The following is a 15140-nucleotide window of genomic DNA, read 5'->3' as shown; positions in this document are numbered from 1 at the left end:
AAATTAGCTGACAAAGGTACGGAAATTTGAAGATTATAACCTAGTGAATACTTTTAAGAATCATTTTTATCTTTAAAACAGCCTTTAAAACCTGTACATTTGAACTGAAAAAACTGAAAAACATGAAAAAATATTTTGCCACAGCATTTCTTCTATCTTTTTTTATTTCAAAAGCCCAGTTATTGGATAAAGCAGCTCTCAATATAGCCTACCGATACACTGGAAGAAATGTTTTACAGGCCGGGTTGGAATTCAGGCTTGGAGAATCCAACTATCAATCTGTAATCTTAGGACCTTCTATGCTTTATACCCGTATTAATGAAACCAATAAATTTATTCCTGAGGTTAATATTTATTATATCAATAACGGTTTATTGTATGGCACTTCTATCAATCAATATGCACTAGAGCCAAGGATTGGAATTTCATTGTTCAATCTGCTATTTATCAATACCGGTTATGCTTTCCCTATACATAAAGAAAAGTATTTTAAAGGGATCACTTTTGGCATTCAGTTTAATATTGCGCCCAATCACTCCAAGTTTTATGATAAAATGAAGGTGATGTAAATTTACCTCTCACAGATATGGCCGATTCCATAGATTTTTCTATAATTGATAATTTATAGGATTAAATATCTGTGGCATCTGTAAGAGAAATTTAAAAAGCATCTTGTAGATAAATTATAGGATCAGATATCTACGCGGTCTATAAAATCTGCGCGAAAAAATATATCCATCATTCAATTTTATCGGAGATAACATCCTTGCAACTTAAAAACTGTAGCTTTTCAAAAAATAACTTCGCGACTTTGCGATTTTCAACATACTTATATTGTTGAGATTGCTTCACCTTCGGTTCGCAATGACCAAGCCTCTTATTATGTTTACACTTTTAGACAAAAAAAGAGAAGTCAAAAAAACTTCTCTCATTGTATTATAATCTGGAAATATAATCTCTAAGCTCCCTTTTACTGTTTTCAAAATCAAAAGCATCGTATACCACAAAATACTTATTCTTATCTACACAGTTCAGATACATAGACTTAGCCAGAGATAATTTATTTTTATCAAAGCTTAATGATTTCACCAGATCTCTTATCTGCACCGCAGTAAACATAGAATTTCTCATCTGTTGATTAATCATAGCCAGTTTTCCATCATCAAACTTTTCGTTTCTCTGCAACATTTCAAAAAACTGTCGGAAAGTACTGTTATCCATCACATTTCCTGGATTATTCCAATTTCCGGATTGGTTTCCATAAGGATTGTTCCAGATATCGTTCCAGTCATTAAATCCATACTGTCCCTGCACCGAATATGAGTCTAATAAATACAAACCTTGATTGGTGAAAAAATCTAATACCATTCTGCTGTTATTGCGAAGCATTAAAGAAGTTCTGTATATTAAAAATCCATTTTCATAGATGGATATTGGCATTCTTCCGGATTGAAGATCGAAAAAACGGTATTTACCAGAGCCATTAGCTATCATCTGATCACCAACTTCTACTGTAAAAAAGCCCTGTTCAGGAATTCTTAAAAAAACTTCAGCATAACCGTAATTTCTGTTCCATTGATAATTTGGGGTTTTCATCCTTCCATTTTGATTCCCTGAATTACGATCAAAAGTTTTATTTTTTAAATCTGTTTTTGGAGCCTGCATTTCAGTAGTTGAGGCTTCATTCCTCAACAATTCACCAACCTTACCTGCCTCTTGAGCAAAAGAGCTGATGCCCATCAAAAGCGTTAAACCTATAAAAATTTTCTTCATATTTAATTTTTCAAAATCAATCTCCATTTTTATGCCAAAAAAGGCTTATTATACCCTCTATACTGAAATTCTAAGCATTGACTTCTACTTGGTGTATGAATAAATCCTTTATGCACTCCTATTTAAAAGTATGGTCTTAAATATTTAATGAATTAAAATTGTTGGAAAAACACTAAGGCGCAAGGAATTTAAATAATATGCTGTTTTTAAGGCGCAAGAGAATCGAAGATTCTCAGCAAGAAAAGGTCATTTTTCTATTACAATATCCTATTTTCATTTTATAAGATTATTCGTGAATTCATACCCATTGAAAGCATGTTTTAGCAGTATACAATTTTATCGGAGATAAAATCCTTGCGCTTTAAAAACAGTAGCATACCAAAAAAACTTTGCGCCTTTGCGATTTCCAACATACTTACAAAACTGGAATTGCTTCGTTTTGCTCACAATGCCCAAACATTAGCCGATTCTAACTTTGTAATACAAAAAAAAGAGGAGCAGACCGCCCCTCTTTTACTATTTAAATGATTAAATTTTAATCAAATATTACATGTGAATAGATCTTTTTGCTGTAGCATCTAATGCAGCTTCTTTAATTGCTTCTGCATAAGTTGGGTGAGCGTGAGAACTTCTTGCGATATCTTCAGCACTTGCACGGAATTCCATAGCAATTACTCCTTCAGCAATAAGGTCAGCAGCTCTTGCTCCAATGATGTGCATACCTAAGATCTCATCAGTTTTTTCGTCAGCAATAATCTTCACAAGACCATCAGTATCACCACTTGCACGGCTTCTTCCTAATGCTCTCATTGGGAAAGATCCTACTTTGTAAGCTACTCCTTCTTCTTTTAATTGCTCTTCAGTCTTACCTACTCCTGCAACTTCCGGCCAAGTGTAAACAACACCAGGAATTAAGTTATAATTGATGTGGGGCTTCTGACCTGCTAATATTTCAGCAACAAGTACTCCTTCTTCTTCAGCTTTGTGAGCAAGCATAGCACCTTTGATTACATCACCGATTGCATAAATGTTTGCAACGTTTGTCTGTAAGTGATCGTTTGTTTTTACTCTTCCTCTTTCGTCAAGCTCTACTCCAGCTTTCTCAAGACCAAGGCCATCTGTATAAGGCTTTCTACCTACAGAAACTAAACAGTAATCTCCTTCTACTACTACTTCTTCTCCTTTTTTATCTTTAGCTGTAATTTTTACAGTATCTCCGTTTCTTTCCACTGCAGAAACTGCTGTAGAAAGCATAAACTTCATTCCTTGTTTTTTAAGAACTTTAGTTAATTCTTTACTTAAAGCTCCATCCATTCCAGGGATGATTTTATCCATGAACTCAACTACAGTTACCTGAGCTCCTAATCTTAGGTATACAGATCCTAATTCAAGACCAATTACACCACCACCAATTACTACTAAATGCTTAGGAACCTCTTTAAGGTTTAATGCTTCAGTAGAAGTAATCACTCTTTCTTTATCCAAAGAGATAAAAGGAAGTGAAGACGGCTTAGAACCAGTTGCGATAATTGTATATTTAGATTCGATCGTTTCAGAAGAACCGTCGTTTTTCGTAATTTTAATCTGAGTAGCGGATTCAAAGCTTCCTAATCCTTCAAAAACAGTGATTTTGTTTTTGTCCATCAAAAAGTTAATCCCTTTAGTTGTTTGATCTACAACTTCATTTTTACGCTCAATGATTCTTGCAATATCTACTTGTGGCTCGTTAATGATAATTCCGTGACCTGCAAAATTGTGTTTTGCATTTTCGAAATGCTCAGAGCTGTCAAGAAGCGCTTTTGACGGAATACATCCAACGTTAAGACAAGTTCCGCCTAAAGTTGAATATTTTTCAATAATTGCTGTTTTGAAACCTAACTGTGCTGCACGGATTGCTGCTACATAACCACCAGGACCAGAACCTATTACGGTAACATCGAATTGACTCATGTTATTTTATGAATTTGTTTATTATTATCTATCTTAAGTCTCACAAATTTACATATAAATTACTAAGCACCAAAGTGAGTTTTATCAATTTTGAGATCAAAAAATTTTAAATACCTTAACGCGGTTATCAATCTAGCTGTAACCTACCATTACCAATAGTTCCTGTGCTTTCAAAAAACGAACCTCCATAAACATACCATTCAATACTTTCCAGATACTCCACTGCATTTTCCGGAGTAATCTGTAAGCGGTCTTTTTTGGAAACAATTCCTTTGTACCATCTTCCTGATTTTGAATAATGTTCATATTCAACAAAATAATGTATCCATATTCTCTGGCATAACTTACACTGCTGAATGGTTACTTCTCCATGTCTACCGTTGGTATGATCTATACCTAATTCTGAACTTCTGTATTCAGTATAATTGTGATCAGGTTTTTCACAAGCGCACCCTATCTTGGGAATCGTTTTCATTGTCTCCTTTTTTGAAGCGCAAAAATACTAAAAAACCAATAAAATTGAGATACCATATAAATACCTGCTAACATCGCTCCTAACTATTTATTCAGGAACTTTATATTTTCCTCCTGCCCTTTTTTCAAATAAATTGCTGTAAAAATTAATGGCTTTTCTTTTGAAGCATTATCAAAATGAAGAATATTCACATTTTTAGGCTCATAGAAAGCCTCTCCTTCACGCAGTATTATACTTTCCTGTCCTTCTATCTGAAAAACAGCCTCTCCGGATTTTATGATTCCTACCACAGGACATGGATGCAAATGTTTGGGAGCAGCCTGTCCTCCTGCCATAGTTATTTCCTGAACCTCAGTATTAGTAACTTTTTGATTCATTGAAGCTTTCAGTAATTCTTTTCTGGCTATCTGGCTTTTTTGGGCCATTACTGTTGTAGAAATCAGCATGAAAGCAATAAATGAGATTGTTTTCATCATAACCTATTGTGATGTTGATTATTTATAGATTAAATCCAATAATACTTTTTCATACTTATCCAGAATAATATTTTTTGAAAATCTGGATTTGATAGAGTTTCTTATGGCATCACGATTATTGTCCTGATGCATAACGTTAATTACCTTCTGTGCAAAGCCATCATAATCTTCAATATTGGCAATTTCACCATTCACATTATGTTGGATGATTTCATTAATTCCCCCCGGACAATTATTGGCTAATGAATAAGTTCCGCAAGCTCCGGCTTCCAGAAGTACATTAGGAAAGCCTTCATATCTTGAAGAAAGGATAAACAAATCTGAATACTTTAAAAACTGGTAGGGATTTTCCTGTCGGCCATGAAAAATAACATTTTTTAATCCTAAAAATTCTTTCATCTGAAGCAGAACATCTCTATCCTTTCCATCCCCTAGAATATGGAGCATTATGTTTTCACTTTTAAGTCTGGAAAACACTCTCAATAAGTTATCAAAACCTTTCCTCGCTGATAAGTTACCAATTGCTACAACGTTCTTATAGTTGTATTTAAACCCTTCAGGCTTTAAGGATGTTCTCAGTTTTTCATCAATAAAATCAAAATCAACAGGATTATTGATCTTGACAATTTTTTTCTTTTTAATATTAAAATTATCAACAAGGTCCTTCATCATATCATCACTCTGCGCAATGATTTTCTGATAGTTATTGTAAAAATTATAGAAAAATTTGATCTCTTTTCTCGTAACATGCTGTGTAACCACGTTGGTTTCTCTGGCAATAAATTTTGTTCTCGGAAAAAGTTTGATGAATAATGATAAATAGGCATTTACTTCTCCAAAACCTGAAAATACGATATCAGGTCTTCTTCTGTAGATTTCTCCTAAAATAGGTTTCAAAGAATGCCTGATTCTTTCAGTATTAATATCGATGATTTCAACATCATTTTTAAGAAAATCAAGATATCCGCCCTGTTTACGTAACAGCAAAATCTTAGGCTCAAAACGATCCCTGGAAAGATGATTTGCTATAGTGGTAACTATTCTTTCTGCTCCCCCGGTTTCTAAGTCCGGCAGAATAAATATGACAGATATTTTTTTCATCAGTTAAAGTTACTAAAAAGTTTCATTATCTTTCAAATATTGGAGTATTGAAGATTTTCTATTTCTAAAAAACTAGCACCCAACAGCCATTATCAGCACTGTGAAGCAATCTGAATATTAAAGTTTATAAATCGCAAAGACGCAAAGCTTTTTTGATATGCTGTTGTTTTTAAGGCGCAAGGATTTTATCTCCGATAAAATTGTATACAGCTAAAATAGGCTTATAATTAATGGCCATGAATTCACGAATAATGATATCATGTGTCTTCTTTTATTTTCCATAAATCATTTTAAAGCAAAGCTATTCTTAATACCTTTAAAATCTTTATGAATCCTTAATGGTGAAAAAATTACGCTATATATTTATTTCAAATATTTCCATAAAAAAGAAGTTCATCCAAGTGGAAAAACTTCTTTTTATTTATTGTTTAATATTGTTAATTAGTTGGCAACGTCACTGATGAATTTAATTCTCAGCATTCTTACTTCTTCATCAGACAGTTCATCTCCAAATTCGTCCAGCAAAATTTTCATGCTGTCACTTTCAGACTCGTTCATGAATTCCATGAAGCCGTCTACGATATCTTCATCAAAATTATCTTCAATATAATAATCTATATTCAGTTTTGTTCCCTGATAAACAATTCTTTCCATTTCTTTCAGAAGTTCATCCATAGAAAGGTTCTTGGCTCTTGCAATATCTTCAAGATCAATCTTTTTATCCGTACTTTGGATAATGAAAACTTTGTGACTGGATTTGTTGGCCACTTGTTTCAAGACCATATCCTGGGTACGTTCTATATTATTGTCCTCAACATAGGTTTTGATATAATCAGCGAACTCTTTACCATATTTCTTGGCTTTTCCTTCTCCTACTCCATAAATCTTATTGATTTCATCTACCGTTATCGGATATTGTACCGTCATATCCTCTAAACTCGGATCCATAAACACCGTGTATGGTGGTATTCCGTGTTTTTTGGCTACTTTCTTTCTTAAGTCCTTTAACAGGTTAAACAGTTTTTGGTCTAAACCTCCTCCAGCTTGTTGCTGTAACTGATCGCTATCTGCCTTAGCTTGTGTAAGATCGAATTCTCTATCTTCAGCAATTAGGAAAACTTCTTTGGATTTACCTCCTACTACTTTTCTTCCTTTTTCTGCAATCTTTAAAACACCATAGGTTTCAATATCCTTCTGTAAGAAATTTTGAACAGTAGCCTGTCTCAGAATAGTCTTCCAATAATTGTCTTTTTCTTCTTTTCCAAAACCGAAATGAGGGTTCTGTTCAAGTTTATAAGACTTGGTAACAGCAGTTTCTTTTCCTACAATAACAGAAATAAGGTCTTTTGCCTTAAACTTCTCCCCTGTATCATTAATTAATTTAAGAACCTTCGTCAAATCAGCAGTAGCATCTTTCAATTTTGGTGGGTTGAATGAGTTATCACACATATTTGCCCCATCTCCTTTCACAGGATCAAAACTTTCTCCAAAATAGTAAAGAATATACTGTCTTCTGCTCATTGAAGTTTCAGCATAACCTACTACTTCATTTAAAAGTTGCAGCCCGATTTCTCTTTCAGACACTGGTTTCTGAGCCAGAAATTTTTCCAGCTTCTCAATATCTTTAGGATCATAGAAAGCCAAACAATGACCTTCGCCACCGTCTCTTCCCGCTCTTCCTGTTTCCTGATAATAGCTTTCAAGAGATTTTGGAAAATCGTAATGAATCACAAAACGTACATCCGGTTTGTCAATTCCCATTCCGAAAGCAATGGTTGCTACAATTACGTCTACTTCTTCCATCAGGAATTTATCCTGATTGGCAACTCTCACTTTCTGATCAAGACCCGCATGATAAGGAAGGGCATTAATTCCGTTAACCTGCAAAAGCTGGGCAAATTCTTCCACTTTTCTTCTGCTCAGGCAGTAAACAATCCCTGATTTCCCTTTATGCTGATTGATAAATTTAACAATTTCCTTATCTATATTAATTTTAGGAGTTACCTCATAATATAGGTTCGGACGGTTGAAACTTTCTTTAAAGACCAAAGCATTGGTCATCCCCAGTGTTTTCTGAATATCATCCTGTACTTTCGGCGTAGCGGTAGCCGTAAGGGCAATCACCGGTACACTGGCGATTTTATCAATAATCTGTTTAAGATTCCTGTATTCCGGTCTGAAATCATGTCCCCACTCTGAAATACAGTGTGCCTCATCAATAGCAAAGAAAGAAATCTTAACTTCTTTTAAAAAGTCCAGATAATCATCTTTAATTAATGATTCAGGAGCTACATACAAAAGCTTGGTTTTCCCGCTTTTAATATCGTCAAAAACCTGTTTCGTCTGTGTCTTGTTTAATGATGAATTCAATACATGCGCTACCCCGTCATCAGATGACAGCCCGTTTACGGCATCCACCTGATTCTTCATTAACGCTATTAAAGGTGAAACAACAATTGCCGTTCCCTCCGAAATAAGTGCCGGAAGCTGATAACATAATGATTTACCACCACCTGTAGGCATCAATACAAATATATCCTTCCCATTCAATAGGTTTTCTATAATCTGTTCCTGTTGTCCCTTAAATGTAGAAAACCCAAAATACTTTTTCAATTCGCCTGATAAATTGGCTTTTTTTGCGCTCATCTAATTTTCTATTGCTAAATTTGCATCTAACCCAAAGTTATAAAAATTCTGCTTAAAATAAAAGCGAACGAATTTATAAAAAATAAAATTTATATTAAATATTGTTTTTAAAATATAACGTTTTTTGAAAACTTTTTTGTATACCTTATTATCATAAAATGGATAGAACCAACATAATATCAATTGCTAAAAGCACTTTAGAAATTGAAATTTCAGAATTAGAAAAATTAAAAAACAGAATTGACGACCAATTTGCGCAGGCAGTAGAGATTATTCATGCTGCTAAAGGGAAATTAATTGTGGTAGGAATTGGGAAATCTGCTCACGTCGGCAATAAAATTGTTGCTACCCTGAACTCTACGGGAACTCCGTCTCAATTTTTACATGCTTCAGAGGCTATTCATGGTGATCTTGGTGTAATTCAGAAACAGGATGTGGTACTTTGTATTTCCAATTCCGGAAATTCTCCTGAAATAGCTAATCTTGTTCCTTATTTAAAGGATTATTCTTCAGCATTAATAGGAATGACAGGAAACAAAAGCAGTAAACTGGCTGAATTTTCAGAAATTATTCTGGATACTCACGTTGATGTAGAGGCTTGCCCTAATAAACTGGCTCCTACAAGTTCTACCACAATTCAAATGGCATTGGGAGACGCTCTTGCTGTAGCTTTAATGGAATTGAATGATTTCAAAGCGAATGATTTTGCAAAGTTCCATCCTGGTGGAAGTCTTGGTAAAAATCTGACATCCAAAGTTGAGCAATTCCTTTCTTCACAAAAGCCTCAGGTTTCAGAAGATGCACCTATAAGAGATGTTATTATTTCCATCAGTGCATCAAGCCATGGAATTACTGTTGTTACCAATAACGACCAGATCATTGGAGTTATTACCGATGGAGATTTAAGAAGAATGCTGATGAAAGAGGAAGACATTACTAAGGTTATGGCAAAAGACATTATGTCTGCTAATCCAAGGACTATTGAAAAGGACTTGCTTGCCAAAGAAGCTATGAAAATTTTAAAAGACAATAATATCGGTCAGCTTGTAGTTACTGAAAACGGAAAATATTTCGGGATCATAGATCTGCATACATTGCTGGACGAAGGAATCAATTAATTCTTAACGGTTAAGATGAGTCATTTTCTAAAAGAACATATTGAGGAGATTGTTACCGTTTCGGATGATGACTTTGAAATCATCCAAAGCTTTTTTGTTAAAAAAAGATTCCGGAAAAGACAGTTTCTGATTCAGGAACACCAGCCTGTACATGAAATTTTCCTGATAGAAAAGGGCATTCTTAAAAGCAGTTTCGTAGATAATACCGGAAAAGAACATATTCTTCAGTTTGCCGCTTCCAACTGGTGGATTTCAGATTTTGCAGGCTTTTTTAAGCAGGAAGTATCATCGTTGGCTGTTGACTGTATTGAAGACACAGAAGTGTATGCTATATCTTATGAAGAATTAAATGCTCTCTGTTCAAAAGTTCCGGCAATGGAACATTTTTTCAGATTAAAGTCTAATTTCGGGTATGTAGCCTTACAGCAGAGGATTCTTTCATTAATGAGCAAATCTGCGAAGGAACGCTATGAAGATTTTATAAAACAGTATCCTGGTTTTACAGACCATATTCCCAAGCAGCTTATTGCAAGCTACCTGGGAGTTTCAAGAGAAACATTAAGCCGATTATATTTATAATAAAGATGTGACCTGTGTCACATCTTTTTTTTGAGGTATATCCTTATAACCATTCTGCAAAAATGCCAATCTTTGTATTATAATTTTAACAACAATACCAATGAAAAAGAAAGCATTAATCGTAGTGACAAGTGTGGAAAAATATCCTGATATGGAAAGAGCAACAGGTCTTTGGCTGGGGGAAGCAGTACATTTCTATGAGAAATTGGAAGAGAAGGGCTATGAAATAGATTTTGTAAGTCCTAAAGGTGGCTATACTCCGCTTGATCCTATTTCTCTGCAAATGTTTGTACAGCCTGTAGACTGGAAATATTATGCAGATGAAACATTCAGAAATAAATTAGGGAATACATTAACACCAAGCGATATCAATCCTAAAGACTATAATGTTATTTACTATGCAGGTGGGCATGGTGTAGTCTGGGATTTTCCTGATAATACAGAATTACAGGAAATAGCCCGTACTATATATGAAGATGGTGGGATTGTATCGTCTGTATGTCATGGAGCCGTAGGTCTTTTTAATATTAAACTTTCCAACGGGGAACTTTTAATTCAGGGCAAGACAGTAACAGGTTTTTCAAATTCAGAAGAAATTGCTGCAGAACTGGCGGATCACATGCCTTATCTTACAGAAGATGTATTGAAAGACAGAGGAGCCCAATATGTAAAAGCTGATCAGGATTTTGTTCCTTTTGCTGTAGCAGACGGAAATCTGGTAACAGGACAAAATCCACAGTCTGGAGCTGCTGTAGCAGAAAAAGTACTGGAAATTCTGGAAAAATAACACATCCCCAGATATAAATGCAACAGGCAGCTCAAAAGGCTGTCTTTTTTACTTTTAAAAGCATCTTTAAAAATGAGTCAATGCTCTGTAATATTAACCTGAACAAATTCATGACTAATAAATTCTAAATACTGATTATTATTTCATAATTTCGCAGACTTAAACTGCTTGCCTTTTCCGGTTGGCATTTTGACAGATTCTATTATATGGACAATAACAAAGACATGTCCTTTCTTGGGCATATTGGAGAATTAAGAGGGCATTTGGTCCGTTCGATTATTGCTATCATCGTTGCAGCCTTTGTGGTTGGTTTCAATATCAACTGGATTATGGACCATATCTTTTTTGGACCTACCAGAAATGATTTCCCAACTTTCAAAATCGTTAATCATTTTTCAAGAATGATTCTGGGGGAAGACAGTATTCATCTTCCAAAGGATTTCCCGGTACGTGTACAAAGACTATATCAACAGTTCAATGTAATGATGGCGGTTTCCGTTTTCGGTGGAATGGTTGCAGCATTTCCTTATATTGTTTGGGAATTGTGGCGATTTATAAGCCCGGCTTTACACCCAAGAGAAAAAAAGAATTCCATCTATATCATTAATGCAGTATGGATGCTTTTTATGACCGGTGTATTATGCGGATACTTTTTAATTCTTCCTTTTGCGGTTAATTTTGGAGTCATCTTTAAAATTTCGGATATTATTGTTCCTCTTTATGACCTGAGTGATTATACTACATTATTTTTACAGGTAGTTTTAGGTATGGGAGTTATTTTCCTGTTCCCTATTCTGATCTACTTCCTTACCAGTATCGGAATTCTTACACCTGTATTTATGAAGACCTACCGTCGTCATGCGATTGTATTAATCATGGTGGTTGCAGCCATTATTACTCCGGCTGATGTTTTAAGTATGCTGATGGCAGCTTTCCCATTACTAATTTTATATGAATTCAGTATTATGATGTGTACCTTCACTTATAAAAGAGTACAGAACAGCAATGGCAACCTTCCTGCTGTACAGAAATAATCAGAAAAACGATATTAAAAAACTTTAAATAAGACCGATTTACCATTGTAGATCGGTCTTATTTTATGCTCTTCAGATCTAAACTTACTTTTTCATGGCTTAACCTTTTCTGCAAATTATTTCACGAAACCATCAACTGAAAAAAAATAATAATTTAAATAAAATTAGATTTTAATGTTATAAAGTCAAAAATAATTCGATAATTTTATTAATTTTAAACACATCAGTTAAATTACATTAAAAATTATATGAAAAAGAAAATTATTCTTGTTTGCGCTTTGGCTTTAAGCTTAACAGGTTTACAGGCACAACGCTGGTTACCTGTAACGGAAAAAGTTAGTCCTATAAGGAAAGAAGTAAAAATTGAGCATGCTTACACATTTGATCTTGCATCTCTGAGAGAAACTTTAAAAAATGCTCCGGAAGTAGGAACAGGCGGTAGCCCAATCGTTATTTCCTTACCAACCACTAGTGGTAAAATTGAAAAATTTGCGGTATACAGCTCTCCTACAGTTGCTAAAGCAATGGCGGAGAGATACCAGTTGGGATCTTATTCCGGAGTGGGAGTAGATGATCCTAATAAACAGATTAGATTCAGTACCGCTCCTGATGATTTCCAGTCTATGTTATTTGATGCTACAACAGGAAAATATGAATTTATAGAGCCTGTGAATAAAGAAAAAACGATCTACGGAGTATTCTTTAAGACTGACAAATCACATGAGAATCCTTTTGAATGCAAAACATCTGAATCTGCAAAGTCAAAAAAGGAAATGAAGCAGCTCATAAAAACTAAAAACAGTTTAAATGGTACAGGATCTATTAATAAGAGCAATAATCAAAAATACCGAACCTACAGGCTTGCCATGTCTGTAACAGGTGAATATACTCAGCTTGCAGGTGGCGTTCCACAGGCTGTTGCCCGTATAAATGCTACGATAAACAGGGTAAATGGAGTATTTGAAAAAGATTTCGGCATTCACCTGATTGTTCAGGATCTTCCTCAATTAATATTTATAGATCCTAATACAGATCCCTATAGTACTGTAACCAACGGAGCTCCTGCCGCCTGGAATCTTCAGCTTCAACAAACTCTTACCAATACTCAGGGAGTAGGCAATGAGGCCTATGATATCGGACATCTTTTCGGACATAAAGGTGGCGGCGGAAGTGCTGGTGATGTTGGAAATGTATGTCGAAATCCTGCCAGTAGTACGGACGCTACTTCAAAGGGAGCAGGGATTACTTCTCCCAGTGTTCCTAACCAACCTTTCGGGGATAATTTTGACATTGACTTTGTAGCTCACGAAATAGGACATCAGTTTGGTGGAGCACATACCATGTCAATTGCACTTCACGGAGCTCATATGGAACCTGGTTCCGGCTCTACCATTATGGGATATGCAGGAATTACCGACGCTGATGTTCAATTGCATTCTGATGCCTATTTCCATACTAAAAACATTGAAGAAGTACAGGATTATACAGGTTCTCAGACTTGTGGAACTATTACTACTGTTAACAATACTCCCCCAACAATACAGCCATTTGTTAACAAAGCCATTCCGAAAGGAACAGCCTTCGTATTAACTGCCTCAGCAACTGATGCTGAAAATGATCCAATGACCTACACATGGGAACAATATGATCTTGCCTCAGTTACTTTTGGACCGGTAAGTGATACTCATAATAATGGGGCTAACTTCAGATCTCTGAAGCCCACCACTTCCCCTACCCGTTATTTTCCGGCATTAACAACTGTTCTTAACGGTACTCTTGTTGATATTCCTGGTTGGGAAACTGTATCTAATGTTCCCAGAACCATGAACTTCAAGGTAACCGCAAGAGATAATAATCCTGCCATTAATCAACAACAGACACAAAGTTCATTGATTAAGCTCAATGTAATGAACGACGGACCTTTTAAATTAACTTCTTCCACCGTTTATAACAATACTCCTGGAGCCATTACCTGGGATGTAGTAAATACAAATAATGCCCCGTATAATGTACAGAACGTTAAAATAGACTACACAACAAACAATGGAGTAACATGGAATGTGATAGCTGCCTCTACTCCTAACGACGGATCTGAACCTTTTTCATTTTCTTCACTTGCTACAGGTGCCAATCTAAAAATCAGAGTAAGTGCCATTGACAATGTATTTTATGCTATAGGATCTGCTACGGTATCTGCATCAGCAAATGCATGTACATCAGCTGCACCAACAGGAATTACAGTTTCCGGAATCACAAAATCAACAGTAAGTGTAAACTGGACTGCACAGCAAGATGCAACATATTCCTTCATGTATAGAAAAACAGGAACGCCTACATGGACAACTGTCCCTGTAGCTACCAATTCCTATTACCTGTCTGGATTGGATGAAGCTACAGCATATGAAATTCAGGTGGCCAGTATTTGTGGATCTGGAACAGGAAGTTATTCTACCCCAAATAACTTCAATACACTGGCTTATTCCCTTTGTGAAGTAACCGGAACAAATTCTTCTGATGAGTATATCTCTAACGTTACTGTAACTCCAACAGGAATGGCTGCTGTTTCCAATACTACTGCTGCTACTCCTTATTCCGATTTCACAAACGACCCTACAAAATTAATCACCCTTACTCCTGGAAGTTCAGGCAATGCAATAAGTGTAAGCAAACAATGGGCTACTGCTATAAAATATAACGATGGAGTATCTGCCTGGATTGATTTTAACAGAGATGGTATTTTCTCTGACTCTGAAATGATTTTCACCAGCCTTCCTAACAAGATAACTCCTGTTTCAGGAACTTTCTCTGTTCCTATGGATGCTGTCACAGGAAAAAATCTCATCATGAGAGTTGCCCTGGCCTATGAGAACCAGCCACTAGACGGTTGTAACAGCCAGGAATATGGTGAAATAGAAGATTATCCTGTACTTATCCAACAACAGCTTTCTACAAGAGATGTTATAAAAGACAAAGCGTCTATCCAGATCTTCCCTAACCCAGTAAGTGATATATTGAATGTAACCCAGATTTCTTCTAAGGCACAATTCTCAATCACGAATATGGCAGGACAGAAAGTAATGAGCGGACAGATTTCTGATAACAAGATTTCTGTTTCAAGGCTGAGCACCGGAGCTTATATTATTTCAATTGAAGATAAGGGAACTACTTCAAACCTGAAATTTATTAAAAAATAAAAGTTCG

The 15140-nt window shown here is 35.4% G+C and carries 12 protein-coding genes; 6 read left to right on the top strand and 6 right to left on the bottom strand.

Going from position 1 to position 15140, the window contains the following annotated elements; translation table 11 throughout:
* The first annotated feature begins 122 nt into the window (after positions 1 to 122).
* A complete protein-coding gene (locus BOQ64_RS13095; RefSeq protein ID WP_129057288.1) occupies positions 123 to 569 on the top strand; it encodes a hypothetical protein in 447 nt (148 codons plus the stop codon).
* Between the two features lie 367 nt (positions 570 to 936).
* On the opposite strand, the gene BOQ64_RS13090 is transcribed toward BOQ64_RS13095, so the two are convergent.
* The 6 genes from BOQ64_RS13090 to recQ form a co-directional block, all read right to left on the bottom strand.
* Complete coding sequence (locus tag BOQ64_RS13090) at positions 937 to 1773, bottom strand: DUF4476 domain-containing protein (RefSeq protein WP_164975807.1); 837 nt, start codon at positions 1771 to 1773, stop codon at positions 937 to 939.
* Positions 1774 to 2319: 546 nt separating this feature from the next.
* Positions 2320 to 3723, bottom strand: a complete 1404-nt coding sequence (gene lpdA, locus BOQ64_RS13085; RefSeq protein WP_045497739.1) for a dihydrolipoyl dehydrogenase — start codon at positions 3721 to 3723, stop codon at positions 2320 to 2322.
* A 127-nt stretch (positions 3724 to 3850) separates the two neighbouring features.
* Complete coding sequence (locus BOQ64_RS13080; RefSeq protein ID WP_129057286.1) at positions 3851 to 4198, bottom strand: hypothetical protein; 348 nt, start codon at positions 4196 to 4198, stop codon at positions 3851 to 3853.
* Positions 4199 to 4281: 83 nt separating this feature from the next.
* Positions 4282 to 4674, bottom strand: a complete 393-nt coding sequence (locus tag BOQ64_RS13075) for a cupin domain-containing protein (RefSeq protein ID WP_129057285.1) — start codon at positions 4672 to 4674, stop codon at positions 4282 to 4284.
* Positions 4675 to 4692: 18 nt separating this feature from the next.
* Positions 4693 to 5775, bottom strand: coding sequence for a glycosyltransferase (locus tag BOQ64_RS13070; RefSeq protein WP_129057284.1), 1083 nt, complete (start codon positions 5773 to 5775; stop codon positions 4693 to 4695).
* 441 nt (positions 5776 to 6216) lie between these two features.
* A complete protein-coding gene (gene recQ, locus BOQ64_RS13065) occupies positions 6217 to 8421 on the bottom strand; it encodes a DNA helicase RecQ (protein ID WP_129057283.1) in 2205 nt (734 codons plus the stop codon).
* 158 nt (positions 8422 to 8579) lie between these two features.
* On the opposite strand from recQ, the gene BOQ64_RS13060 reads away from it, so the two are divergent.
* The 5 genes from BOQ64_RS13060 to BOQ64_RS13040 all read left to right on the top strand — a co-directional run bounded on the left by BOQ64_RS13060 (position 8580) and on the right by BOQ64_RS13040 (position 15133).
* A complete protein-coding gene (locus BOQ64_RS13060; protein WP_129057282.1) occupies positions 8580 to 9539 on the top strand; it encodes an SIS domain-containing protein in 960 nt (319 codons plus the stop codon).
* Positions 9540 to 9554: 15 nt separating this feature from the next.
* Positions 9555 to 10118, top strand: coding sequence for a Crp/Fnr family transcriptional regulator (locus BOQ64_RS13055; protein WP_129057281.1), 564 nt, complete (start codon positions 9555 to 9557; stop codon positions 10116 to 10118).
* A 100-nt stretch (positions 10119 to 10218) separates the two neighbouring features.
* On the top strand, positions 10219 to 10905 hold the full coding sequence (locus BOQ64_RS13050; protein WP_129057280.1) for a type 1 glutamine amidotransferase domain-containing protein: 687 nt from the start codon (positions 10219 to 10221) through the stop codon (positions 10903 to 10905).
* 206 nt (positions 10906 to 11111) lie between these two features.
* The gene (gene tatC, locus BOQ64_RS13045; RefSeq protein ID WP_129059730.1) at positions 11112 to 11939 is read left to right on the top strand and encodes a twin-arginine translocase subunit TatC; all 828 of its coding nucleotides are present in this window, start codon (positions 11112 to 11114) and stop codon (positions 11937 to 11939) included.
* A 248-nt stretch (positions 11940 to 12187) separates the two neighbouring features.
* Positions 12188 to 15133: a reprolysin-like metallopeptidase gene (locus BOQ64_RS13040; protein ID WP_129057279.1), complete on the top strand. Its 2946-nt coding sequence runs from the start codon at positions 12188 to 12190 to the stop codon at positions 15131 to 15133.
* Positions 15134 to 15140 lie beyond the last annotated feature (7 nt).

The organism is Chryseobacterium sp. CH25 (genome assembly GCF_004119455.1).
Taxonomy (GTDB): domain Bacteria; phylum Bacteroidota; class Bacteroidia; order Flavobacteriales; family Weeksellaceae; genus Chryseobacterium.
This window is presented reverse-complemented; position numbering and strand designations above follow the sequence as displayed.